Genomic DNA, 24,817 nt, shown 5'->3' on the forward strand with positions numbered 1-24,817 from the left:
CCCTCGGCCACACGCCCCCTTCCCTGCCGCCCCGCGATCTGGCAATAGGCGCACATGCTGGACGATGGCGACGACATCCACCCGCTCTTTTCGGGCGCCCCCTCCACCACCGAATTCCGCAAGCTGCGCAAAAGGATCGTGCGGCAGGTGCGCGAAGCGGTGGAGGATTTCGGCATGGTCGAACGGCTGGAGGGCGACGCGCGGCCGAAATGGCTGGTCTGCCTCTCCGGCGGCAAGGACAGCTACACCCTGCTCGCCGTCCTGCACGAGCTGCAGTGGCGCGGTCTGCTGCCGGTCGACATTCTCGCCTGCAACCTCGACCAGGGCCAGCCGGGCTTTCCCGCGACGGTGCTGCCCGAGTTCCTCGAACGGATGCGCGTGCCGCACCGGATCGAGTATCAGGACACCTATTCCATCGTCGTCGACAAGGTCCCCGCGGGCCGCACCTACTGCGCGCTCTGCTCGCGCCTGCGCCGCGGCAACCTCTACCGCATCGCGCGCGAGGAGGGCTGTTCCGCGGTCGTCCTCGGCCATCATCGCGACGACATCCTGGAAACGTTCTTCATGAACCTGTTCCACGGCGCGCGGCTGGCCACGATGCCGCCCAAGCTGGTGAACGAGGACGGCGATCTCTTCGTCTATCGCCCGCTGGCCTACGTGGCCGAGGCCGATTGCGAGAAGTTCGCCCGCGACATGAACTATCCCATCATTCCCTGCGACCTCTGCGGCTCGCAGGACGGGCTGCAGCGCCAGCAGGTCAAGGGCATCCTCGACCAGTGGGAACGCAACGCGCCGGGGCGGCGGCAGAAGATGTTCCGGGCGCTGATGAACACCCGGCCCTCGCACCTGCTCGACCCCGCGCTGTTCGATTTCAAGGGCCTGATGCGCGATCCCGGCCGGGCCGAGCGGGCCGAGGACGGAATTCCCAAGCTCCGTTAAGGGGCCGTTCAAAGGTCTGTGCCTAAGCTCCCCCCGAACTCTCGAGGGGAATGACGATGCCCAGACTGTCCTCAAGACGGATCAGGGAACTGCGCGCCCTGTGGCGACAGATCGTGCTGGGGCCGCAGGTGCTGGCCTTTTTTCCTGCCACTGTACTGGCGGCCTTCTGGATCGGGGGCGAGGTCTGGCTGATCATCGTGGCCCTCGCGATCCCCGCGCTCTACTCGATGACCGGGACCTTCAGGCTGGCGGTGCAGCCGCCGGATCTGCATCCGCGCGACAGCACCACGGGGCTGCCCCTGCGCAAGGCACTGGAAGAGGTGATGGACGACCGGCTGACCACCGCCTTTACCCGTGGTCGGACCACCGCGTGTTTCACGCTCTGCATCGACGATTTCGGCGAGCTAGCGGAACGCTACGGACGCAGCGCGGCCGAGGAGGTTCTGGCCCGCACCGCCGACCGGATCCGGGCGGCCGTGCGCGGCGACGACATGGTCGCCCGCCTGGGCGAGGACAGCTATGGCATTGGGCTGGCCGCGGTGTCCTATCTGGACCTCGAGGTGGCGATCCAGCTGGCCGCCCGCCTGCAATCCGCGGTCGAGGAACCGATCGCCCTTGGCGCCACCTCGATCTACATCTCGTGTTCCGTCGGGTTCTGCCTGTCCAGCCGCACGCCGGAACGGACCGGGCTGGGCATCATCGTCGCCGCCGAAGACGCGCTGGAAGAGGCGCGGCGCAATGCACCCTCCGCGATCCGGTCGTTTTCGGCCGAACTGGGCAAGCGGCGGCCCGCGCTGGCCATGCCCACGTCCGAGCTGGAAAGCGCGCTGGAGACGGGGCATATCCGGCCCTTCTTCCAGCCCCAGATTTCAACCGACACCGGACGGGTCACGGGGTTCGAGGCGCTGGCAAGGTGGTGCCATCCGGAACGCGGCGTGATTTCCCCGGCCGAATTCCTGCCGGTGGTCGAACGGATGGGCATGATGCAGAGGCTGGGCGAGAAGATGCTGGAAAGCGCGCTCGCCGCGCTGCGTGACTGGGACCGGGCGGGACTCAGCGTGCCACAGATCGGCGTGAACTTTGCCGCGGGCGAACTGCTGGATCCCAAGCTGATGGAAAAGGTCCAGTGGCAGCTCGACCGCTACGACCTCGCGCCCGAACGGCTGACGGTCGAGGTGCTGGAAACCGTCGTCGCCGCCTCGCCCGAGGATGTGGTATCGCGCAACATCAACGGGCTGGCACGCATGGGCTGCCGCATAGACCTGGACGATTTCGGCACCGGTCATGCCTCCATCTCCTCGATTCGGCGGTTCGCGGTGGCGCGGATCAAGATCGACCGCAGTTTCGTGATGAAGGTCGACCGGGATTCGGAACAGCAAAAGATGGTTTCGGCCATCCTGACCATGGCGGAACGGCTGGGTCTCGACACGTTGGCCGAGGGGGTCGAGACGCGGGGCGAACATGCGATGCTGGCACAGCTCGGCTGTCAGAACGTGCAGGGCTTCGGCATCGCCCGGCCGATGCCGATGGAACAGACCGTGGACTGGGTCCGCGCCCATGATGCCACCGTGGACGAGATGCCACGGGTCGAACGGCGCACCGGGCCGTGATGTACCCCGACGCCAGACGCTGTTCGACGACCGGACCGGCGCCGGGATCCGCGAGATGTCCGGGGCCCCGCCGGCGGATGCAAGGGCATCCGCAGTGTCGGGCCGGACCTGCACCACACCGCCAACGCAGCGGCAAATCCGCCCCGCCGGCGTCAGCAGGGGAAAGACCCTTGACCTTTGACGCCATGGCCTGTTGAACCGCCGTGACTCTCACGGACGGATGGCAAGGCCAAATGGACGATCAGAACAAGAACCTGCTGCTGGCAACGCTGCTGAGCTTTGTCGTCATCGTGATCTGGTTCGTGCTGTTTCCACCGCCCGACAAACCGGCCGACCCGAACGCGCCGGTCGAAAACGCGTCGACGGAAACCGGCGGCGCGGCCTCGGGCGACGGCAACATGGTCCCCGGCTCGGGCGACACATCGGGCGGCGGGGCCAGCGCGGCCGGTGGCGAAACGGCCGAAACCGCCGTGCCCCGCGTTGCCATCGACACCCCGCGCATGGCCGGCTCGATCTCGCTGCGCGGCGGGCGCCTGGACGACCTGCGGCTGAAGGATTACCGCGAAACGCTGGCACCTGACTCGCCCGAAGTGACCGTGCTGCGCCCGGTCGGCGAACGCGACCCCTATTACGCGCTGTTCGGCTGGATCGCGGGCACCGGCGCCAGCACCGACGACGTGCCCGGCCCCGACACCATGTGGCAGGCCGAGGGCGACTCGGTTCTGACCCCCGACAGCCCGGTCACCCTGACCTGGACCAGCCCCTCGGGCCTGACCTTCACCCGCACCATCACGGTCGATCGCGACTACATGTTCAACCTGTCGCAGTCGGTCTCGAACGGCGGCGACGCCACCGTCGGTCTGCGCCCCTATGGCCTGCTGCGCCGCCACGGCACGCCATCTGACCTCAAGAAGTTCTTCGTCCTGCACGAAGGCATGATCCGCATGTCGGATGGCGAACTGCAGGAAGCAGACTACGGCGACATGGAAGACCTCGACGTCGACGACCGCGAAGGCGTGCCCGCCGACCGTCTCGACGTGGCCCAGAATGGCTGGATCGGCTTCACCGACCACTACTGGATGGCCATGCTGATCCCCGAACAGGGCGATCCCTTCCGCTCCACCGCCAAGTATTTCCCGAACCAGGACATCTTCCAGGCCGAGGCCGTGCTGCCGCTGATGGAGATCGAGCCGGGCGCAACCGTGACGACGCAGACGCGTATGTTCGCGGGCGCCAAGGAATGGGAAACCATCCGCGAATACCAGAACGAGAAAGGCGTCGACCGCTTCGTCGACGCGATCGACTGGGGCTGGTTCTTCTTCCTGACCAAGCCGATCTTTTCGGTCCTGCACTGGCTGCACAGCTTTATCGGCAACATGGGCTGGTCGATCATCGCCCTGACTTTCCTGCTGAAAATCATCCTCTTCCCGCTGGCCTACAAATCCTACGCCTCGATGGCGCGGATGAAGGAACTGCAGCCGGAAATGGAACGGCTGAAGGAACGCGCCGGCGACGACCGCCAGAAGCTCCAGAAGGAGATGATGGAGCTCTATCGCAAGGAAAAGGTGAACCCGGCCGCCGGCTGTCTGCCGATCCTGCTGCAGATCCCGATCTTCTTCTCGCTCTACAAGGTGATCTTCGTCACGCTGGAACTGCGGCACGCACCGTGGATCGGCTGGATCCGCGACCTCAGCGCGCCGGACCCGTCGTCGATCCTGAACCTGTTCGGCCTGCTGCCCTTCGCGCCGCCCGATCCGACCTCGTTCCTGGCGATCATCAGCCTCGGCATCCTGCCGATCCTCCTCGGCATCTCGATGTGGCTGCAGCAGAAACTGAACCCGGCACCCACCGATCCGACGCAGGCGATGATCTTTGCCTGGATGCCCTGGGTGTTCATGTTCATGCTGGGCAACTTCGCCAGCGGCCTGGTGGTCTACTGGATCACGAACAACACGATCACCTTCATCCAGCAGTATGCGATCATGCGCAGCCACGGGTACAAGCCGGACGTCTTCGGCAATATCCGCAAGGGCTTCAGCCGCAAGAAAGCCACCGAAGGGAAGAAGTGACATGGCCACCCTCGCCCGGATCTGGCGGCATCCCGTCAAGGGCGTGGGCTGCGAAACTCTGGACGGGGCCATGCTGGCCCCGGACCGTCCCCTGCCCGGCGACCGCGCCTACGGGATCCTGACCGGCGACACGCAGGACACCGGCGACTGGCAGTCCTGCCGCTACTTCGCCCGCGGCTGCTACGGCCCCGCGCTGATGGCGGTCACGGCCGAGACGCAGGCCGACGGCCGGATCACATTCCGCCATCCCGACCGGCCCGAGATCACGCTGGACCCCGAAACCGAGGGCGCGCGGCTGGTCGCATGGACCGCCGCCATGTATCCCGACGAACGCCCCGCCCCGCGCGAGCTGGTCAAGGCGCCGTCGATCGGGCTGTCGGACGCGAACTATCCCTCGATCTCGATCCTCGGCCTGGCCGCGCTGGACGCGCTGAGCCTTGCCGCCGGCGTGCCGATGGATCCGCGCCGGTTCCGCGGCAACCTCTGGCTCGACGGGCTGAGCCCGTTCGAGGAATTCGACTGGGTCGGCAAGCGCATCCGCATCGGCGGGGCCGAGCTCGAAGTGACCGAACGCATCGACCGCTGCCGCGCGACCGAGGCCGATCCGGAAACCGGCCAGCGCAACGTCAACACGCTGGCCGTCCTGCGGGACAACTTCGGTCACGTGGATTTCGGCGTGAAGGCGCGGGTCGTCACCGGCGGGCAGATCGCGACCGGCGATACGGTGGCTTTCGCATGAGCACCCTGCCCTTCCCCCTTGCCGACGTGACCGAGGCCGAGGTCGAAAAAGGCCGCCTGCTGTTCGCGGGCCAGACCGATTTCCTGAAGGGCGTCGTCGCGATGTCGGGCCTGCCGCCCGACGACCGGACCGAGGTCTGCTTTGCGGGCCGCTCCAACGTCGGGAAGTCGACGCTGATCAACGCGCTGACCGGCCGTAAGGGGCTGGCCCGCGCGTCGAACACGCCGGGCCGGACGCAGGAGATCAACTTCTTCACGCTGGCCGACAGCCACTACCTCGTCGACCTGCCGGGCTATGGCTATGCCAACGCGCCGGTGAAGGTGGTCGAGCAGTGGCAGAAGCTGCTGAAACAGTACCTGCAGGGCCGCGCCACGCTGCGCCGGGCCTTCGTGCTGATCGACACGCGCCACGGCATCAAGGCGGTGGACGAGGAAATCATGAAGCTGCTGGACACCGCCGCCGTCACCTTCCAGTGCGTGCTGACCAAGGCGGACAAGGTCAAGGCGGCCGAGCAGGAGAAAATCCTTGCGCAGGTGCGGGCGAAACTGGCCACCCATCCGGCGGCCTTCCCCGAGATCATCATGACCTCAAGCGAAAAGGGTGACGGTATCGCCACCCTTCGCGCCGTAATCGCCGGGATCGGCTGACCCCGGCGGAGTGCGCGGCCCGGCAACCCGGACCGCACCTGTTCATCAGAACCGGAAGTTCACGCGCATCGCGACGGTCGAGCCGTCCAGATCGTTGCCGGTGCCATTGAAGTTGTCGAACTTGTTGTAGAGGTACTCGGCGCCCACACCGATGCTCGGGGTGACCTTGTATTCAAGACCGGCGCCGATGGCCCAGCCGAGGTCGTCGCCGATGGTGGTGTCCGCGCGGGCCAGACCGCCCGTTGCATAGACCAGCGCGTCGCCCATGCCGTAACCGGCACGCAGCTTGGCGTGCTGCAGGCTGTCCAGATCGGTGCCGCCGAAGCTCATGTCGGAGCCGACCCAGTCAAGTTCGGCACCGACCACGAAGTTGTTGCCCATCTGGTAGTCGTAGCCAAGCTGGGCGCCGTAGATCCAGCCTTCGTCGCCCGCGCCGCCGAGATCCATCGAGCCGTAGCCCAGCTGGATACCGCCGTAGGGGCCGGTCCAGCCGGTGTCCATGACGACGGGCGCCGGGGTGTAGGGGACCGGATCGGCTGCGGGCGGGGCCATGCTCCCGGCGAAAACGGGCGCAGCAACAAAGCCCGCCGCGGCGGCGGAGATAGCAAGTGTACGGAACATTAAGTTCTCCTGATACTTTTGGACTTGGCGTCCTGTTGTTTTCCAAGGGTCCCGACTTCGTCGCCTCAACCCTCCCTGCCCGGCATTCCTCACCGCGGCATCGAAGTCTCAACAACTACAACGGGCGAAGGGTTTCCAGCGCGCGCGCAGAAAGGAAGGAAACCGGCCAAACCGTGCCGATTGGGCAACAGACCGCTCACGAAGATGTCCGAAGTGTTTCAATTCGCTTGGTCAGGAAGGGCTTCACACGTGCCGCCATCGCGCGTAACAAACATGTCAGCCACAGGAAATTCCCGATGAGAACACAGAATATGAATCGCGACTGGATCGCCACCGCCAGAACCCTGAGCCAGGCCCTGCCCTATCTGCAACGCTACGAGGGCGCGGTTGTCGTCGTGAAGTTCGGCGGCCATGCCATGGGCGACGACGAGGCGATGGAGACATTTGCCCGCGACATCGTGCTGATGCGGCAGGTCGGGGGGAACCCGGTGATCGTCCACGGCGGCGGGCCGATGATCAACGAGATGCTGGACCGGCTGGACATCAAGTCCGAGTTCGTGAAGGGCAAGCGCGTCACCGACGAGGCCACGGTCGAGGTGGTCGAGATGGTGCTCTCGGGCCGGATCAACAAGCGCATCGTACAGGCGATTTCCAGCCAGGGCGGCAAGGGCGTCGGCCTGTCGGGCAAGGATGCGAACCTGATGATCTGCGAGCCGACCGACCCGTCGCTGGGCCTCGTCGGCACGCCGGTGGATTGCGACACGACGATCCTGCGCGCCATGTTCGCCGCCGACATCATTCCGGTCATCGCGCCGCTCGGCATGGGCCGCAACGGCGAGACGTTCAACGTCAACGGCGACACGGCGGCGGGCGCCATCGCGGCGGCGCTCAAGGCCGACCGGCTGCTGCTGCTGACCGACGTGGCGGGCGTGAAGAACGCCAATGGCGAGGTGATGACGGAACTGACGGCCAGCCAGATCCGCGAATGGACGGCGGACGGCACCATCGCGGGCGGCATGATCCCCAAGACCGAGACCGCGCTGATGGCGATCGAGGGCGGCGTGCGTGCCGCCGTGATCCTCGACGGGCGCGCGCCGAACGCGACCCTGCTGGAGCTGTTCACGGAACACGGCGCCGGTTCGATCATCCGCAAGGGCTGACGGGACCGCGGGCTGCGATGACGCCTGAGCCCCCGGCACCTCACTTTGCCTCTCTGGCGCGCGCTGCGGCAGAGAGGCACCTCACGATCTTTGCCGCCTTCCATCCACCCGCCGGGCCGGACCTGCCCGACGGCACCGGGACACTGCTGCTGCTTGGACCAGCCTCGCCCGGTTTCTGGCCGCATGTCACCGCAGGGCCGGAATGGCTGGACGGCGCGCCCGATCCGATGGACCGCTGGTCCCGCAGGGTGATCGGGGACTGGGCCGGCGCGATCGGGGCGACCCCGCTCTACCCCTTTGACGGCCCGCCGTTCCTGCCGTTCTTCAGTTGGGCCTGCGGCAGTGGCTGGGTGCACGCCTCGCCCGTCACCCTGCTGGTGCATCCGGATGCCGGCCTGTGGGTGTCGTTCCGCGGCGCGCTGGCCCTGCGCCAGCGGATCGCCCTGCCCCCGCCGCCGCCGTCGCCCTGTTCAACCTGCGCCGACCGCCCCTGCCTGACCGCCTGCCCCGCCGGTGCACTGACCGGCACGGGCTATGACGTCCCCGCCTGCCGCGACCACCTTGCATCGCCCGCGGGCGCCCCCTGCATGTCCGGCGGCTGCGCAGTGCGTTCCGCTTGCCCTGTCAGCCAGAGGCATGGCAGAGTTCCGTCGCATTCTGCATATCATATGTCCCGATTTCTTTAATTTCCGACCGGACCAGCATGACAAAGCGACTTATCGTGATCCGCCACGCCAAGGCGGTGCCCGGCACGCCCGCCCTGCGCGATTTCGACCGCACCCTGAACAAGCGCGGCCAGCGCTCGGCCGAGGCGATCGGCGCATGGCTGGCGCGGATGGGCTATCTGCCCGATCTGATCCTGTGCTCCTCGGCGCAGCGGACGCGGGAAACCGCGCAGAGCCTCGGACTGGACGTGCCCGTCCGCCACGAGGACGCGCTGTACGAGGCCTCGCCGGACCGGATCATGTCGCTTGTGCAGGGCGCACAAGGCGCGACGGTGGCGGTGATCGGTCACAACCCCGGCATCGGCGGCTTTGCGGCCGACCTGCTGGACGCGGCCCCGCCGCACGGGCGGTTCTTCGACTATCCGACCTGCGCGACGCTGGTCGCGGATTTCGATGCCGACGACTGGCCCGACGTAAGCTTCGGCACGGGGCGCTTCGTCAACTTCATCACCCCGCGCGAACTGATCGGGGACTGAACGCAGAAAGGGCGGCCCGAAGCCGCCCTTTCGTCCGCAAGCGCGGGTATCTCAGTGGCCGAGGATCTGCGACAGGAACAGCTTGGTCCGTTCCGAGCGCGGGTTGTTAAAGAACTCCTCCGGCTCGTTCTGTTCGACGATCTGGCCCTGGTCCATGAAGATCACGCGGTTCGCGACCTGACGGGCAAAGCCCATCTCGTGCGTGACGCAGAGCATGGTCATGCCCTCCTGCGCCAGCTCGATCATGGTGTCGAGAACCTCCTTGATCATCTCGGGGTCGAGCGCCGAGGTCGGTTCGTCGAACAGCATGATCCGCGGCCGCATGCAGAGCGAGCGGGCGATCGCCACACGCTGCTGCTGACCGCCCGAAAGCTGGCCGGGATACTTGTTGGCCTGCTCGGGGATCTTCACCTTTTCGAGGAAGTACATCGCCGTATCCACGGCTTCCTTGCGCGGGACCTTGCGGACCCAGATCGGCGCGAGGGTGCAGTTCTCGAGGATCGTCAGGTGCGGGAACAGGTTGAAGTGCTGAAAGCACATCCCGACCTCGGACCGCACCTTGTCGATGTTCTTGAGGTCGCTGGTCAGTTCGGTTCCGTCCACGACGATCTTTCCGGACTGGTGTTCCTCCAGCCGGTTGATGCAGCGGATCATCGTCGACTTGCCCGAGCCTGAAGGCCCGGCAATGACGATCCGTTCGCCCCGGTTCACGGTCAGGTTGATGTCACGCAGCACGTGGAACGAGCCGTACCACTTGTTCATGTTGACGATGTCGATGGCGACCTCGTCGGACACCTTCATCTGCGAGCGGTCGACTTCGCGGTCTACAGCCAGATCGGACATGATGGATTACCTCTTAGCGGTGCCCGGTCTGAAGCTTGCGCTCCAGATACATCGAGTAGCGGGACATGGAGAAACAGAAGATGAAGAAGACGGCGCCGATGAAGATGAACAGCTCCCAGTAGACGCCGTTCCAGGCGGTGTCGGCGCGGATGGCGTTCGACAGGCCCAGCGGGTCGAACATCGAGATGATCGACACCAGCGTGGTGTCCTTGAACACCCCGATGAAGGTCGACACGATGCCCGGGATCGAGATCTTGAGCGCCTGCGGCATGATGATCAGCCGCTGCGACTGCCAGTAGTCCAGCCCGAGGCTGTCCGCCCCTTCATACTGGCCCTTGGGCAGCGCCGCCAAACCGCCGCGGATCACTTCGGCCATGTAGGCCGAGGCGAACAGCGTCACCATGATCATCACCCGCAGGATGATGTCGAAGTTGGTGCCCGGCGGCATGAAGATGTTCAGCAGGGTCGAGGCCACGAACAGCAGCGTGATCAGCGGCACGCCGCGGATGAACTCGATGAAGCCGACGCAGATCGCCTTGACCAGCACGAGGTCCGACTGACGCCCGAGCGCCAGCAGGATGCCGATCGGCAGAGAGCACATGATCGCCGTGACGCCGATGGTGATCGACAGCATGAAGCCACCGAACTGGCGGGACTGCACCGCTTCGATGCCGATCGGCAGGAGGCGGGACAGGTCGGGCGTGATCGCCGGGGTGATCACCATCCACCACAGCAATGCCGCGATGACACCCGCGATCAGCGCCAGCGCCGGCGAGATCTGCTTGGATGCGTAGCGGAACACGAAGAACGCCACGACAAAGCCCAGCAGGGCCATGACCGGCGCCCAGATCGTGCCGCCCCACAGCAGCCAGACCGCGATGAACGGATAGAGCGCCGTAAAGCCCAGCAGTTTGGACGGGACGTAGTCGGCGAACAGCACCGGCGCGACGGCCACGAAGAGCAGCACCAGCGCCAGAACCGGCCGCCAGTACAGCTCGGACGGGTAGAAGCCGAACATCAGCTGCAGCCAGCGTTCGCGGATCACCCCCCAGCAGGCGCCTTCGTGGCCCGCCAGTATCTCGCGGCACTCGGTCAGGGAGGCCGCGTACCACGTCGGAGAGGCAAACCACGGGACCAGCCCGGAAAGGAGATACAGGATGAACAGCGCCGACAGGATCGTCAGCGTGGTGTTGAACCAGCCCGAGAACAGGTTCGCCTTGGCCCAGCCGAGCGCCCCGACGGTCGAGGCCGGCGGCTCCTGCTGGGGCAGCATGGTGTCCCGGACAAACAGGACGGTATCAGCATGTGTGTTGGACATCTTACCGCTCCACCAGTTTGACGCGAGAGTTGTACCAGTTCATCGCCGAAGAGATGATCAGCGAGATCGACAGGTAGATGAGCATGCCCAGCAGAACCGTCTCGAGCTCGCGACCCGTCTGGTTCAGGGTGATCCCCATCAGGGTGCCGGTGATGTCCATGTAGCCGACCGCGATGGCCAGCGAGGAGTTCTTGGTCAGGTTCAGGTATTGCGAGATCAGCGGCGGAATGATGACCCGCAGCGCCTGCGGCAGGATCACCAAGCTCATGATCCGGCGCGGCCGGATGCCGAGCGCGGCCGCCGCCTCGGTCTGGCCCTTGGAGATCGCCATGATCCCCGCCCGCACGATCTCGGCGATGAAGGCGGCGGTATAGAGCGACAGCGCCAGCCAGAGCGCGATGAGCGAGTTCCTCAGGTGGATGCCCCCCGAGAAGTTGAAGCCAGACAGCTCCGGGTAGCCGAGATGGAAGCCGAGGATCACCAGAAGGATCAGCAGCGGGACCACGATGACACCGGTCCGCAGGTGCCACGTCCGGGGCCGGACGCCGGTGGCGTTCTGTGTGACGTCCGCCCGCTTCTTGATGAGGTTCGACACGAACAGGCCGCCGCCCAGCACCACGAGGATCGCGATCAGGTCGAGGCTGATTTCGAACAGGCCGCCGACCGACACGTCGCCGAGCCCGCGTGCGAACAGCGGCTCGGGCACGTAGACACCGCGGTTGGTGACCGCGACGCTGTCAAAGACGGACATCGAAGCCACGGCATCCTCGCCCCGGAAATCCCGTGGCGATGGCAGGCCCTCGATCAGGATGGCCATGGCAAGGACGATCCACATCAGCACCGGCACGTTGCGGAACATTTCCACGTAGACCGTCATCAGACGCGCGACCAGCCAGTTGCCCGACAGGCGCAGCACGCCGACGATGACACCCACGACCGTCGCCGTGATACAGCCGAGCACGGCCACCAGCAGCGTGTTCAGCAACCCGACAAAGGCCGCCCGCAGGTGCGAGGACTGAGAGTTGTATTCGATCAGCCGCTGGTTGATGTCATAGCCGGCCGGTTCGTTCATGAAGCCGAACGACGGCTCCTTGCCCAGATCGACAAGGTTCTGCGCCGTGTTGTTGATCAGCCATCCGATCAGAAGCAGGAAGGCGATCAAGGCAATCGTCTGGAATGTGATCGACCGATACCGCGTATCGTAGATCAGCATCGACAGCTTGAACGACTCCGCCGGCGGGTCGGTTAATGTGGTCATCCTGAATGTTCCCCGTTGCCCCGGCCCTGTGATCTGGGGTCTTGTGCGCCCCGGCCGGAAATTGCCCGTCCCGCCGTTGAACCCGCGGTGACGGTGAAAGGAGTGGGGGCGCGGGTTTCATCCCGCGCCCCCATCCGTTGTCTTAGCGGAACGGCGGCGAGTAGAGCAGGCCGCCTTCGGTCCACTGCGCGTTCAGGCCGCGCGCCAGCCCGATCGGGGTGGACTCGCCGATGTTCTTCTCGAACACCTCGCCGTAGTTGCCACCGGCCGAAATCGCGTTGACCGCCCAGTTGGCGTCGAGGCCGAGCATTTCGCCCAGGTTGCCTTCGGTGCCGAGCATGCGGTTGATCTCGGGGCTGTCGCCCGCTGCCGCTGCCATGTCGGCCACGTTGGCCGAGGTGATGCCGAACTCCTCCGCCGCGATCAGCGCGTTCAGCGACCAGCGGACGATGTCACCCCATTCGTCGTCGCCATGGCGGACGAGCGGGCCGAGCGGCTCTTTCGAGATGATCTCGGGCAGGATGACGTGTGCCGACGGATCCTCGAAGGTCGCACGGGTCGATGCGAGGCCCGAGGCGTCCGTCGTGTAGACGTCGCAGGCACCGGCAAGGTACTGCTGCTGCGCTTCGGCGTTGGTTTCGATCGGAACCGGCTCGTAGCTCATGTTGTTCTTGCGGAAGTAGTCGGCAAGGTTGAGCTCGGTCGTGGTGCCGGTCTGGATGCAGACGGTCGCACCGTCCAGTTCCTTGGCCGAGCTCACGCCCAGTTCCTTCGGAGCCATGAAGCCCTGGCCGTCGTAGTAGTTGACGCCCACGAAGGTGAACTTGAGGTCCGCGTCGCGCGACAGGGTCCAGGTGGTGTTCCGGGCCAGCATGTCGATTTCGCCGGACGCCAGCGCGGTGAAGCGCGTCTTGCCGGTGGTCGGCACGAATTCGACCGCGTTTGCGTCACCCAGAACGGCACCCGCGACAGCGCGGCAGACCGCGACGTCGAAGCCTTCCCAGTTGCCGTTTGCGTCCGGGTTCGAGAAACCCGCGAGACCGGTGGACACGCCGCAGTTCAGCTTGCCGCGCGCTTTGACATCGTCAAGCGTGGCGGCGCCAGCTGCGCCAGCCATCAGGCCGGCCACTGTCAGCGCTCCGAAAATAGCGGTTTTTTTCATTTTTACCTCTTCCTGAGTTCCCGCCCTTCAGTTCTGGCGGTTTAGGTCCGATCCGTCCGGACCGGCTGCGATACTGCGACAAGGGCGCTCCCCCCCGTCTGCATTGCAGGAGTGTGGTCGGATTCATTCCGGTTGGTCAAGGGTATCATCACCAAAATCAATGACCCCGACCGGGCCTTTCCGTATGGTCAGGTCAAGGTTTGGTCATACTGTTCAAACGCGATGTGAACACTAACCATGCTTTTGCCCTTCGGGGGCTTCGATCAGGGGTCAATCCGGCTCAGATCGAAAAACTGTTTCGCATTCAGAAACGCCTGCCGTTTGATCTCGGCGACCTCCGCCGCCTCTTCGTCAGCGCCCCAAAGCTCTTCCTGCCATAGCTCGTCCAGTCGCGAGAGGGTCCAGAGGTCGTCGGCCGGGCGGTGATCGCGGGCGGCGGCAAGGCCGATGACCAAGGAACCGGAGAGGCTGACGAGGTCGTGAAAGGCGGTGAGTTCAAAGCTGCTCAGCCGCCTGACCTCGGCATCCAGCCGCGCCAGCGCCTCGGGGTCCTGCGGTTCGTGCATCAGGCCTGTCCGCGCCTCCAGCCGGGCGCCATAGACCTCGGCCGCCCAGTCGAGCAGCGGATCCCACGCCTCGGCCTGCCGCTGCACAAGCTCATGCGGGGCCTCGGCGCGGTAGCACAGCAGGTCCGCATCGCCGTAGGCCGCCAGCATCTCCGCCACCGCGTCGAACTGGGTCGCGACCTTTTCAATCGCGGAGTTTGCCGCGCGGGTGGCGGGCATGGAGTTCGGGTCGATGGTGGTGTCCTGCGCGTCCCATTCCGCCGCGATCAGCTCGGCCATCGCGCGGCTCGGCAGGATCAGCGGCGACTTGCCCGGCGTGCGGACCGGTCGCCCGTCCAGTTCCACGGTGAACCCGTCGCCAGCCGGCACGACGCCCGCCGATTTCCAGAACCGTTTCGCCTTCCACTCGGTCACGCCGTCGCCTCCGCCCTTGGCAGCAGGGTGTCGATCGCGTTGCGCAGTTCGGCAGCGCTTCGCGCCAGCGTCGTCGCGGACGCCAGCTCCGTTTCAGGATGATAGCCCCAGCCGACCGCGATGCCCCGCATTCCCGCCGCGCGCGCCATGTCCATGTCGAACGAGGTGTCGCCGATCATCACCGACCGCTCCGGCCCGACGCCCGCATCGGCCATCGCCGACAACAGCATCGCCGGATGCGGTTTCGAGGGGTGATTGTCCGCAGTCTGCAGCGACACGAAATGCTTCTCCAGCCCGTTGCCTTCCAGCAGCGCCCGCAATCCGCGCATCGACTTGCCGGTGGCGACGGCCAGCAGCGTCTCGGGCTCGGCCGCCAGTTCGGTCACCAGTTGGGCCATCCCGTCGTAGAGCGGCGTGGCCGACACGCCCCCCGCCTCACGCCGCCGCCGGAATCCGGCGCGGTAGCCGTCCACCATCGCCTGATGCGCCGCCGCGTCCAGCTGTGGCGCAAGGCGCGGTATCGCGACCTCCAGCGACAGACCGACGATCGACAGCACCACCTCGCGCGGGGGCAGCGGCGCGCCGACCGCGTCGAAAGCGTCCCGCATCGACGCCAGGATATGCCCCTGGCTATCGGACAGCGTGCCGTCCACGTCGAATATCACCAGCCGTGCGCCGGTCATTCCTCGTCCTCGAACGGGTCCGCCAGCACCTCGTCCTGATGCCAGCCGACGGCTTCCCACGTCCTCAGCATGTGCTCGGGCAGCGGCGCGGTCAGCTCCAGCGGCTTGCCGGTCACCGGATGCGTCAGTTTGAGCGACCGGGCATGCAGGTGCAGCTTGCGGCTCAGCTCGCCGCCCAGTTGCGCGCCCCAGCCGTCGCCGAGGTTCTCCTGCCCGGAGCCGCCGTATTTGCCGTCGCCGATCACCGGATGCCCGATCTCGGCCATATGCGCCCTCAGCTGATGCGTCCGGCCCGTCACCGGCACGAGCGCACACCACGAGGCCCTTCTGCCGAGCGCTGTCAGCACCGCGTAGTCGCTGACCGCGTGCTTGGCGCCCTCGGTCTTGGCGACGTCGTTCGGGTGGATGCAGAGCATCTTTTCGCCCTCGCCGCCCGCGCCATGCCCCGGCGCCTTGACCAGACCGAAGCGGATCGTGCCCATCCGGGGCGACGGGACGCCGGCGACGGCGGCCCAGTATATCTTGCGGGTCGTGCGGTCGCGGAACGCCTCGGTCAGCCCCGCCGCCGCCTCACGTGTCCGCGCGAGCAGCAGCAGGCCCGAGGTGTCCTTGTCCAGCCGATGCACCAGCCGGGGTTTCTCGCCACCTTCGGGCCGTAGCGCCTCGACCAGCTGATCGACGTGGCGGGTCAGCTTGCTGCCGCCCTGCACGGGCAGACCCGGCGGCTTGTTCAGCGCGATGATGTGATCGTCCTGCCAGAGGATGCAGGACCGGATGAAGCGCGCATCGGCCTCGGACACGCGGGGCTTGCGCACCGTGGGGGCCGCGACCTCGGGCAGCGGGGGAATGCGGACGTCCTGCCCCGGCTCCAGCCGGGCGTTGGCCTTGACCCGCGCGCCATCGACGCGCAGCTCGCCCTTGCGGCACATCTTCTCGATCCGGCCCTGCGGAACATGCGGAAACATCCGGCGCAGCCAGCGGTCGAGCCTCTGGCCCGCATCGCCGGGGCCCACGGTGACAGTCTGAACCTGGCTCATGCCAATGCAGTCCTTGCGATATGTGCCCCCGCGACGAGCGCGGCGAGCGACAGGATGACCGAGGCCCCGACATAGACCGCCGCCTGCCCCGTCGCGCCACGTTCCCAGAGCGTGAAGGCTTCCAGCGAAAAGGCCGAAAACGTCGTGAACCCGCCCAGCACACCGGTCATCACCAGCGGGTTGAGATACGTCAGCCCCTTGTGGGCAAAGACGACGACCAGTGCGCCCATGATCCCGGAGCCCAGAATATTGACGAAGATCACCCCCAGCGGGAAACCCCCGGTGCCGAACATCCGCGCGATCCCGACCCCGGACAGATACCGGAGCGCGGCGCCGAGCGCGCCGCCGAGTGCGACCTGGATGACGGTGGTGAACATGGCCGGTCTCTCGCCCGGAGACCGGGTTTTGTCAAGGTTCGCGGCCTCGGCGTTGTGGGCTGGCCCCCGCTGGAGTAAGCCGAAACATCGCAACATCGCGGGAGCGGCCAGATGGAAAGCAAGTATGACAGCCTCACCCAGCTGGGACAGGCCACCGGCCTGCCCGCCTCGCCCGACGAGGCGGTGCTGGAGCGGGTCGAGAATTCGCAGGCTGACGTCGATTACTGCGTCCGCTTCACCGCGCCCGAGTTCACGTCGCTCTGCCCCATGACCGGGCAGCCGGATTTCGCGCATATCGTCATCGACTACGTCCCGGACGCGTGGCTGGTCGAAAGCAAGTCGCTCAAGCCTTCCTCGGCGCGTTCCGCAACCACGGCGCGTTCCACGAGGACTGCACGATCATGATCGCCCGGCGGCTGGTCGACCTGCTGTCCCCGCGCTGGCTGCGCATCGGCGGCTACTGGTATCCGCGCGGCGGGATACCGATCGATGTGTTCTGGCAGACCGGCCCGGTGCCCGGCGGCGTGTGGATCCCGGATCAGGGCGTCCCGCCCTATCGCGGACGCGGCTGAAGCCTCAGCCCCGCTTGGCCCTGAGCTTTTCAAACCAGTCGAGCCGCTTTTTTAACTCCCGCTCGAACCCGCGCTCGACGGGCTGGTAGAACGCTTCGCGCCGCATGTCGTCGGGAAAGTAGTTCTGACCGGAAAACCCGTCCTCGGCGTCGTGGTCATAGGCATAGCCCGCGCCATAGCCCTGATCCTTCATCAGCCGCGTCGGCGCGTTCAGGATATGCTTGGGCGGCGGCGTGCTGCCGGTCTTGCGGGCGGCCGCCATCGCGCCCTTGTAGGCCACGTAGCCCGCGTTGGATTTCGGGGCGAGCGCGAGGTAGAGCACCGCCTGCGCCAGCGCCAGTTCGCCCTCGGGCGAGCCGAGGCGCTCGTAGACCTGCCAGGCCTCCAGGCAGATGCCCTGCGCCTGCGGATCGGCCAGACCGATGTCCTCGATCGCCATGCGGGTGATCCGGCGGGCAAGGAAACGCGGGTCCTCGCCGCCCGCCAGCATCCGCGCCAGCCAGTAGACCGCCGCGTCGGGGTCCGAGCCGCGGACGGATTTGTGCAGCGCCGAGATCAGGTTGTAATGTTCGTCGCCCGACTTGTCGTATTTCGTCGCCCGCCGCATCAGCCGCTTGGTCAGCGCCTCGGTGTCGAGCTTGCCCTCGACCCGCCATGCCGCGACCTGCTCGACGAGGTTCAGAAGCGCCCGGCCATCGCCATCCGCCATCTCCTGCAGCGCCTCGCGGGCATGGCCGTCGAGTGGCAGCGCGCGGTCCAGTTCCTTTTCCGCCCGCTGGGTCAGCCGCTCCAGCTCGGCGGGCGTGAGACGTTCCAGCACCAGCACCTGCGCACGCGACAGAAGTGCCGCGTTCAGTTCGAACGACGGGTTCTCGGTCGTGGCGCCGACCAGCAGGATCGTCCCGTCCTCCATATGCGGCAGGAAGCCGTCCTGCTGCGCCTTGTTGAAGCGGTGGATCTCGTCCACGAACAACAGCGTCCCCTGCCCGTTCTGCCGCCGGATCCTGGCCGCCTCGAAGACCTTCCGCAGCTCCGGCACGCCGGTGAAGATCGCGCTGATCTGGACGAAATGCAGGTCCGTCTCGCGTGCCAGCAGGCGGGCGATAGTGGTCTTGCCGACCCCCGGCGGGCCCCAGAACACCAGCGACGACAGCGAGCCGGAGGCCAGCATCACCCCGAGCGGCGCGTCGGGGCCCAGAACCTGTTCCTGCCCGATGACCTCGGCCAGTGCCTGCGGCCGCAGCCGGTCGGCCAGCGGACGGGGTGCGCCGGGGCCGGGTTCCTCCGACTGGGGATCGCTGTCGAAGAGATCGGTCATCGCTAGAGCCGGAAGCGGAGCGACATCCGCTCCAGCCCGCGCTGCAGGTCGATGGTCAGCCAGCGGCCCGTGGCCGCCAGCGCCTCGTCGGCGTCACTGCTGGCCGTGATCTCGGTGCCGTTCACGCCCGTGATCACGTCGCCCCGCCGCAACCCGGCACGCAGGCCGATGGGGCCGGGATCGGTCACGACCGCCCCCGCAGCCGTCAGCGGCAGGCCGTATTCCGCCAGAACCGCCGGGTTGATGCCCGACAGCCCGAGACCCGGAATGGGCGACCGGTCGCCGGTGGTCAGCGCGTTGCGCGCGGGCGTGTCGGGCGGCTCGCTCAGGCGGACGGTCAGGTCGCGGACCTCGCCGCGCTGGACGACCCTGACGCCGACGTCCGAGCCCTCGCCCGCCACCGACATGCGATAGACCATCTCGGCCGCCGTGTTCACAGGCTGGCCGCCGACCTCGAGCACCACGTCCCCCGCCTCGACCCCGGCGCGGTGAAACGCGCTCTCGGGGTGCAGGTCGGAAATCACGATGCCGCCGGGGCGGTCCAGCCCAAGCCCCTCGGCCATGGCGGCATCCACCGGCTGACCGTTCAGACCGGCCCATGGGCGGCGGAACGAGGTCTCGCCGTTGCGCGCCTGTTTCACGAACTGGCGGACGAGCGAGGACGGGATGGCGAAGCCGATCCCGTTCGACCCGCCGGACTTGGTCAGGATCGAGGTGTTGATGCCGATCAGGTCGCCGTTCAGATCGACCAGCGCCCCGCCCGAGTTGCCGGGATTGATCGGCGCGTCGGTCTGGATGAAGTAGCCGCGCGCGTTGCCCGTGGCGGTGCCGGACCGGGCAAGGCCCGAGACGATGCCGCTGCTGACGGTCTGGCCCACGCCGAAGGGGTTGCCGATGGCCAGCACCAGCTCGCCCACCTCGACCCCGTCGCTGTCGCGCACGTCGAGGTGCGGCAGGTCGCCGACATCGCGCAGCTTGAGGATGGCAAGGTCGGCCTCGGCATCCGCCAGCAGGATGTCGGCCCGGTATTCGCGCCGGTCCTGCAGCACGACGCGGATGTCGTCGGCTTGTCCGACTACGTGGTAGTTCGACACCACGATCCCGTCGCCGGACAGGATCACGCCGGACCCGAGCGAGTTCTGCACCTGTGGTCGCGCGGGGCCGTAATTGCGGAAGAAATCGCGGAAGAACGGATCCTCGGCAAAGGCCGAGCGCTGCGATTCCACAACGCGGCTGGCGTAGATGTTCACCACGGCGGGCGCCGCATGCTTGACCACGGGCGCAAAACTCAGCGCGATCTGGGCCTTGCTTTCCGGGACGGCGGTCTGCGCCAGCGCCGCGCCGGGGCCGGTCGCGGCGAGGATCAGGGCGAGGACGGGGGCGAGAGGTCTGAGCATCTGCATGGTGCAAACGGATATGCGGAGCGGCGGACGGGAATGCAAGCGGATGGTCCGGCGCACCCGCGCACAGCCGCCACGATCGCGTGAGCGCAAAGAAAAGGCCCCCGCCCTTTCCGGGGCGGAGGCCATCACTGTCCCCTTGGGGATTCTTCTATCAGTCTTCCAGCGACTCTTCGGCGGCGACGCGGGCCTTGTCGCCTGCGCCTTTCGCGTCGACGTCACGGTCGACGAATTCGATGATCGCCATCGGCGCCATGTCGCCGTAGCGGAAGCCGGCTTTCATGATGCGGATGTAGCCACCCTGACGGTCCTTGTAGCGCGGGCCGAGGATGTCGAACAGTTTCGCCACGTAGGCGTCCTGCTTGAGCTGCGATGCGGCCTGACGGCGGGCATGCAGATCGCCGCGCTTGCCGAGGGTGATCAGCTTTTCGACGATCGGACGCAGTTCTTTTGCCTTGGGCAGGGTCGTCTTGATCTGTTCGTGTTCGATGAGCGAGCCGGCCATGTTGGCCCACAGGGCCTTGCGGTGCTCATGGGTGCGGTTCAGGCGGCGATAGCCACGTGCGTGACGCATTTTCGTTTCTCCAATATGTGCCCTCTACGGGCGTTTTTGCTTTGTCCGGCCGGGGATGCGTGTCTCCCGGCTCTCCTTGGGGTCGCGCGGTGCGTGGCAAGCACGCACCGCGCGACCCATCGTTGCGGCAGGGTGCGTGATCTCACGCACCCTCCATTTCTCAGAACTGGTCTTCGAACTTCTTCGCCAGATCCTCGATGTTGTCGGGCGGCCAGTCCTCGACATCCATGCCGAGGTGCAGGCCCATGCCGGACAGCACTTCCTTGATCTCGTTCAGCGACTTGCGGCCGAAGTTCGGGGTGCGCAGCATCTCGGCTTCGGTTTTCTGGATCAGGTCGCCGATATAGACGATGTTGTCGTTCTTCAGGCAGTTCGCCGAACGGACCGACAGTTCCAGCTCGTCCACCTTCTTGAGGAGGAGCGGGTTGAACTCCAGCCCGTCGTCGTCGTCCTGGCGGGACGCCGATTCCGGCTCTTCGAAGTTGACGAAGATCGACAGCTGGTCCTGCAGGATGCGCGCGGCATAGGCCACGGCGTCATCCGGCGTCAGTGAGCCGTCGGTTTCGATCTTCATGGTCAGCTTGTCGTAGTCCAGAACCTGACCTTCGCGGGTTGGCTGGACGTCGTAGGAGACCTTGCGGATCGGCGAATAGATCGCGTCGATCGGGATCAGGCCGATCGGTGCGTCCTCGGGCTTGTTCTTGTCGGCGGCGACATAGCCCTTGCCGGTGTTCACGGTCAGTTCCATGAACAGGTCCGCGCCTTCGTCGAGGTGGCAGATCACGTGATCCTTGTTCAGGATCTCGATACCGGCGGTTTCGGCGATGTCGGCACCGGTCACGACGCCCGGACCCTTTGCATTGACCGAAAGGCGCTTCGGCCCCTCGACGTCCATGCGGATCGCGATACCCTTGAGGTTCAGGACGATGTCGGTCACGTCTTCACGGACGCCCGCGACGGACGAGAACTCGTGCAGGACGTTGTCGATCTGCACGCTCGTGATTGCCCCGCCCTGGAGCGAGGACATCAGCACGCGGCGCAGCGCGTTGCCCAGCGTCAGGCCAAAGCCGCGCTCGAGCGGTTCTGCGATGACGGTGGCCTGTTTGTGCGGATCGTTGCCCGGCTTCACTTCAAGCTGCGTCGGCTTGATCAGTTCGGCCCAGTTCTTGTGGATCATGCGTGTCTCCTCAATTCCTGTCCGGTCCCCATGTCCAAAGGATCAGACGCCCGAGGTTGAATGACGTATGGGAGGCCGCGCCTTGGCGCAGCCTCCCGAAAGCCGTTGACCGGGGTCAGACGCGGCGCCGTTTCGGCGGGCGGCAGCCGTTGTGGGCGATCGGCGTCACGTCGCGGATCGACGTGATGTTGAAGCCGACAGCGGCCAGCGCGCGGAGCGCCGATTCACGGCCCGAACCGGGGCCCTGAACTTCGACTTCCAGCGTCTTGACGCCGTGTTCCTGTGCCTTGCGGCCCGCGTCTTCGGCGGCCATCTGCGCGGCATAGGGGGTCGACTTGCGCGAGCCCTTGAAGCCCATGGTGCCGGCGGACGACCACGAGATCGCGTTGCCCTGCACGTCGGAGATCAGGATCTTGGTGTTGTTGAACGAAGAGTTCACATGAGCAACGCCAGCGGCGATGTTCTTGGAGACCTTCTTCTTGCCGCTCGCGCGGCGGGTATCGCGTGCCATTGGTCCGTTCTCCCCTTACTTCTTCTTGCCGGCGATGGCCTTTGCGGGGCCTTTGCGCGTGCGAGCGTTGGTGTGAGTCCGCTGACCGCGGACAGGGAGGTTGCGGCGATGACGCAGGCCGCGGTAGCAGCCGAGGTCCATCAGGCGCTTGATGTTCATCTGGGTCTCGCGGCGCAGGTCGCCTTCGACGGTGTAGTTCGCGTCGATGTGCTCGCGGATGGAGAGGACTTCCGCGTCGGAGAGTTCGTTCACCCGGCGGGTCTGCTCGATGCCGACGGCGTCGCAGATTGCCTTGGCCGAGGTGTGGCCAATTCCGGTGATGTAGGTGAGGGCAATCGGAACCCTCTTGGCGGTCGGGATGTTAACGCCGGCGATACGTGCCACGTGTCACTTTCCTTTGGTTGCGGTTCCGTAGCTCCAGAACCTTTTTTCACAACATCGGATCACGGGCGGCGTGCCGGGGATCCTGTCGAATTTTGGTGGTCCAAACGGACCCCGGCGGCAATGGGAATCGCCGCCGGGGTTCGGGATAGGGCTGACTATGGAGATTTGCCCTGATGGTCAAGGGCAGATTCAGGTTTTGTCCAGAACCCGCGCAATCGCGCCTTCGACCTCGTCGATCTCGGCCAGGCCGTTGACCGAGGCGAGCTGACCCTTGGCATAGTAATAGCCGATCAGCGGAGAGGTCTTCTTGTAGTATTCCATCAGCCGGACCTTGAGGCTTTCCTCGTTGTCGTCGGCCCGGCGCTTGAATTCCTTGCCGCCGCAGACGGGGCAGACGCCATCCGCAGGGATCGGCTTGGTCACGTCGTTATAGACCTCGCCGCAGGACCCGCAGGTCGCGCGGCCCGCGATGCGGCTGACGAGTGCGGCGTCATCCACCTGCATCTCGATCACGGCATCCAGCGTTTCGCCCTTCTCGGCCAGCAGGTCCGCCAGCGCGTCGGCCTGCGGCAGCGTCCGGGGGAAACCGTCGAAGATGAAGCCGCCCTGCTTGTCGCCCTCGAGCTTTTCGCGGATCAGGCCGATGACGATCTCGTCGGTCACGAGCCCGCCGGAATCCATCACCTCGGCGACCTTCTGGCCCATCTCGGTGCCCGAGGTCCGCGCCTCGCGGAGCATGTCGCCGGTCGACAGCTGGATCATGTCCCGCTTGTCCACGAGCGTACGGGCCTGGGTGCCTTTGCCGGCACCCGGCGGTCCGAGAAGGATGATGTTCATCTGCGAGCCGTTCCTTTCCGAGCGCGGCGTTTGCCCTTGCCGCGCAGACGCGATTTCTCGATCAGGCTTTCATACTGGTGGGCCTGAAGATGCGAATGGACCTGTTCGATCGTGTCCATGGTCACCGAGACCACGATCAGCACCGAGGTGCCGCCGAAGTAGAACGGGATCGCCAGCTGGCTGCGCAGGACCTCGGGCAGCATGCAGACCATGGCGAGGTAGAAGGAGCCGAGGACGAGGATGCGGTTCACCACGTATTCGAGGTATTCCGCCGTCCGCTTGCCCGGACGGATACCGGGGACAAAGCCGTTCTGGTTCTTGAGGTTGTCCGCCACGTCTTCGGTCTTGAACGCCACGTTGTGCGTGTAGAAGTAGGCGAAGAACACGATCATGCCGGTGAAGAACAGCAGGTAGAGCGGCTGTCCCGGACCGAAATAGGCGAGGATCGTGGACATGATCGGCCCGGTCTGCTGACCCGAGAAGGTCGAGATCGTGACCGGCAGCAGCAGCAGCGACGAGGCGAAGATCGCCGGGATCACGCCCGCCGGGTTGACCTTGACCGGCAGGTGGCTGGAGCCGCCGTCATAGACCTTCATCCCGACCTGGCGGCGGGGATACTGGATGTGGATCTTGCGCAGCGCGCGTTCCATGAACACCACCAGCGCGATCACGGCGACCACCATGATCATGACGCCGACGATGACCACCGGGCTGATCGCGCCGGACCGGCCCTGGCTGAAGAACTGCGCGAGCGCTGCGGGGATTTCGGCGATGATGCCGACGAAGATGATCAGCGAGATGCCGTTGCCGACGCCGCGTGCGGTGATCTGTTCACCCAGCCACATCAGGAACATGGTGCCGCCGACCAGCGTGATCAGGCAGGACATGCGGAAGAACATGCCGGGATCGGTGACCAGATCGCCCGCCTCCAGCGACACGGCAAGGCCGTAGGCCTGCATCGTCGCCAGCGCCACGGTGCCGTAGCGGGTGTACTGGTTCATCTTCTTGCGGCCCTGCTCGCCCTCTTTCTTGAGCTGCTCCATCGACGGAACCATGGAGGCGAGAAGCTGCACGATGATCGAGGCCGAGATGTAGGGCATGATCCCGAGCGCGAAGATCCCCATCCGCCCGAGCGCACCGCCCGTGAACATGGTGAGGATGCCGCCCAGCCCGGACGCCGCGCCTTCCATGAACTCGCGCAGCGCCGCGCCGTCGATGCCGGGGACCGGAATGAAGGTCCCGAGGCGGTAGACGATGAGGAGCAGGATTGTGAAGAAGATGCGTTGGCGCAGTTCGGTGGCCTTGCCGAGCGCGGCCCAGCTGGTGTTGGCCGCCATCTGTTCTGCTGCAGATACCATTGCGCTGATGTCTCTTTCGAAGCGGAAACGCCGCCGGGTCCG

25 protein-coding genes and 1 pseudogene are annotated in these 24,817 nt (G+C 66.1%); 9 read left to right on the plus strand and 17 right to left on the minus strand.

Translation table 11 applies throughout. The features are described from left to right. Window positions 1-54: 54 nt before the first annotated feature. The 5 genes from ttcA to yihA all read left to right on the plus strand — a co-directional run bounded on the left by ttcA (window position 55) and on the right by yihA (window position 6,004). Complete coding sequence (gene ttcA, locus ATO6_RS16560) at window positions 55-939, plus strand: tRNA 2-thiocytidine(32) synthetase TtcA (RefSeq protein WP_088625130.1); 885 nt, start codon at window positions 55-57, stop codon at window positions 937-939. A gap of 56 nt (window positions 940-995) precedes the next feature. Then, window positions 996-2,549, plus strand: a complete 1,554-nt coding sequence (locus tag ATO6_RS16565) for a bifunctional diguanylate cyclase/phosphodiesterase (RefSeq protein WP_088625199.1) — start codon at window positions 996-998, stop codon at window positions 2,547-2,549. Between the two features lie 233 nt (window positions 2,550-2,782). Further along, a complete protein-coding gene (gene yidC / locus ATO6_RS16570; RefSeq protein ID WP_088625131.1) occupies window positions 2,783-4,618 on the plus strand; it encodes a membrane protein insertase YidC in 1,836 nt (611 codons plus the stop codon). A gap of 1 nt (window position 4,619) precedes the next feature. Next, on the plus strand, window positions 4,620-5,357 hold the full coding sequence (locus ATO6_RS16575; protein ID WP_088625132.1) for an MOSC domain-containing protein: 738 nt from the start codon (window positions 4,620-4,622) through the stop codon (window positions 5,355-5,357). Further along, window positions 5,354-6,004, plus strand: a complete 651-nt coding sequence (yihA, locus tag ATO6_RS16580) for a ribosome biogenesis GTP-binding protein YihA/YsxC (protein ID WP_088625133.1) — start codon at window positions 5,354-5,356, stop codon at window positions 6,002-6,004. The genes ATO6_RS16575 and yihA overlap by 4 nt, the downstream gene beginning before the upstream one ends. Before the next feature lie 45 nt (window positions 6,005-6,049). Here the strand turns inward: yihA and ATO6_RS16585 are convergent, their stop codons facing one another. After that, window positions 6,050-6,625 (minus strand): outer membrane protein, encoded by a 576-nt coding sequence (locus ATO6_RS16585; RefSeq protein ID WP_088625134.1) that lies wholly within the window; start codon window positions 6,623-6,625, stop codon window positions 6,050-6,052. A 296-nt stretch (window positions 6,626-6,921) separates the two neighbouring features. Here ATO6_RS16585 and argB point away from each other — a divergent pair, with 296 nt between their 5' ends. Genes argB through ATO6_RS16600 form a run of 3 tightly spaced genes read left to right on the plus strand, consistent with a single transcriptional unit; the run spans window position 6,922 to window position 8,986 of the window. Beyond that, on the plus strand, window positions 6,922-7,785 hold the full coding sequence (argB, locus tag ATO6_RS16590; RefSeq protein ID WP_088625135.1) for an acetylglutamate kinase: 864 nt from the start codon (window positions 6,922-6,924) through the stop codon (window positions 7,783-7,785). 17 nt (window positions 7,786-7,802) lie between these two features. Then, entirely contained in the window at window positions 7,803-8,471 is a 669-nt protein-coding gene (locus ATO6_RS16595; RefSeq protein ID WP_088625136.1) for a ferredoxin, read from the plus strand. Window positions 8,472-8,488: 17 nt separating this feature from the next. After that, entirely contained in the window at window positions 8,489-8,986 is a 498-nt protein-coding gene (locus ATO6_RS16600; RefSeq protein WP_088625137.1) for a histidine phosphatase family protein, read from the plus strand. Between the two features lie 51 nt (window positions 8,987-9,037). On the opposite strand, the gene ATO6_RS16605 is transcribed toward ATO6_RS16600, so the two are convergent. From ATO6_RS16605 to crcB, 8 genes are all read right to left on the minus strand, one after another. After that, window positions 9,038-9,829, minus strand: a complete 792-nt coding sequence (locus ATO6_RS16605; protein WP_088625138.1) for an amino acid ABC transporter ATP-binding protein — start codon at window positions 9,827-9,829, stop codon at window positions 9,038-9,040. Window positions 9,830-9,842: 13 nt separating this feature from the next. Continuing rightward, complete coding sequence (locus ATO6_RS16610; protein WP_088625139.1) at window positions 9,843-11,147, minus strand: amino acid ABC transporter permease; 1,305 nt, start codon at window positions 11,145-11,147, stop codon at window positions 9,843-9,845. Window position 11,148: 1 nt separating this feature from the next. Continuing rightward, window positions 11,149-12,405: an amino acid ABC transporter permease gene (locus tag ATO6_RS16615; protein WP_088625140.1), complete on the minus strand. Its 1,257-nt coding sequence runs from the start codon at window positions 12,403-12,405 to the stop codon at window positions 11,149-11,151. A 142-nt stretch (window positions 12,406-12,547) separates the two neighbouring features. After that, window positions 12,548-13,567, minus strand: a complete 1,020-nt coding sequence (locus ATO6_RS16620; RefSeq protein ID WP_088625141.1) for an amino acid ABC transporter substrate-binding protein — start codon at window positions 13,565-13,567, stop codon at window positions 12,548-12,550. A gap of 263 nt (window positions 13,568-13,830) precedes the next feature. Further along, window positions 13,831-14,547 (minus strand): ATP12 family chaperone protein, encoded by a 717-nt coding sequence (locus tag ATO6_RS16625; RefSeq protein ID WP_088625142.1) that lies wholly within the window; start codon window positions 14,545-14,547, stop codon window positions 13,831-13,833. Continuing rightward, window positions 14,544-15,230 carry an HAD-IA family hydrolase gene (locus ATO6_RS16630; RefSeq protein WP_088625143.1) on the minus strand — a complete coding sequence of 229 codons (687 nt, stop codon included), beginning with the start codon at window positions 15,228-15,230 and terminating at the stop codon, window positions 14,544-14,546. Before ATO6_RS16630 ends, ATO6_RS16625 begins: the two co-directional genes overlap by 4 nt. Next, window positions 15,227-16,267, minus strand: coding sequence for an RluA family pseudouridine synthase (locus ATO6_RS16635; RefSeq protein WP_088625144.1), 1,041 nt, complete (start codon window positions 16,265-16,267; stop codon window positions 15,227-15,229). The genes ATO6_RS16630 and ATO6_RS16635 overlap by 4 nt, the downstream gene beginning before the upstream one ends. Next, on the minus strand, window positions 16,264-16,644 hold the full coding sequence (gene crcB, locus ATO6_RS16640) for a fluoride efflux transporter CrcB (RefSeq protein WP_088625145.1): 381 nt from the start codon (window positions 16,642-16,644) through the stop codon (window positions 16,264-16,266). The genes ATO6_RS16635 and crcB overlap by 4 nt, the downstream gene beginning before the upstream one ends. Window positions 16,645-16,755: 111 nt before the next feature. Between crcB and queF the strand changes: the two are divergent. After that, window positions 16,756-17,216, plus strand: a pseudogene (gene queF / locus ATO6_RS16645) (preQ(1) synthase). Window positions 17,217-17,220: 4 nt separating this feature from the next. Here queF and ATO6_RS16650 read toward each other — a convergent pair. The 8 genes from ATO6_RS16650 to secY all read right to left on the minus strand — a co-directional run bounded on the left by ATO6_RS16650 (window position 17,221) and on the right by secY (window position 24,775). Then, on the minus strand, window positions 17,221-18,534 hold the full coding sequence (locus ATO6_RS16650) for a replication-associated recombination protein A (protein ID WP_088625146.1): 1,314 nt from the start codon (window positions 18,532-18,534) through the stop codon (window positions 17,221-17,223). Between the two features lie 2 nt (window positions 18,535-18,536). Next, a complete protein-coding gene (locus tag ATO6_RS16655) occupies window positions 18,537-19,931 on the minus strand; it encodes a trypsin-like peptidase domain-containing protein (protein ID WP_088625200.1) in 1,395 nt (464 codons plus the stop codon). A 157-nt stretch (window positions 19,932-20,088) separates the two neighbouring features. Then, complete coding sequence (rplQ, locus tag ATO6_RS16660; protein WP_088625147.1) at window positions 20,089-20,508, minus strand: 50S ribosomal protein L17; 420 nt, start codon at window positions 20,506-20,508, stop codon at window positions 20,089-20,091. 160 nt (window positions 20,509-20,668) lie between these two features. After that, complete coding sequence (locus ATO6_RS16665) at window positions 20,669-21,685, minus strand: DNA-directed RNA polymerase subunit alpha (RefSeq protein WP_088625148.1); 1,017 nt, start codon at window positions 21,683-21,685, stop codon at window positions 20,669-20,671. A gap of 115 nt (window positions 21,686-21,800) precedes the next feature. After that, window positions 21,801-22,196: a 30S ribosomal protein S11 gene (rpsK, locus tag ATO6_RS16670; protein WP_088625149.1), complete on the minus strand. Its 396-nt coding sequence runs from the start codon at window positions 22,194-22,196 to the stop codon at window positions 21,801-21,803. 15 nt (window positions 22,197-22,211) lie between these two features. After that, on the minus strand, window positions 22,212-22,580 hold the full coding sequence (gene rpsM / locus ATO6_RS16675) for a 30S ribosomal protein S13 (protein WP_088625150.1): 369 nt from the start codon (window positions 22,578-22,580) through the stop codon (window positions 22,212-22,214). Between the two features lie 189 nt (window positions 22,581-22,769). After that, complete coding sequence (locus tag ATO6_RS16680) at window positions 22,770-23,417, minus strand: adenylate kinase (RefSeq protein WP_088625151.1); 648 nt, start codon at window positions 23,415-23,417, stop codon at window positions 22,770-22,772. Further along, the gene (gene secY / locus ATO6_RS16685; protein WP_088625152.1) at window positions 23,414-24,775 is read right to left on the minus strand and encodes a preprotein translocase subunit SecY; all 1,362 of its coding nucleotides are present in this window, start codon (window positions 24,773-24,775) and stop codon (window positions 23,414-23,416) included. The genes ATO6_RS16680 and secY overlap by 4 nt, the downstream gene beginning before the upstream one ends. Between the last annotated feature and the right edge of the window lie 42 nt (window positions 24,776-24,817).

Origin of the sequence: Oceanicola sp. 22II-s10i, assembly GCF_002210105.1 — a bacterium.
Classification (GTDB): domain Bacteria; phylum Pseudomonadota; class Alphaproteobacteria; order Rhodobacterales; family Rhodobacteraceae; genus Pseudooceanicola.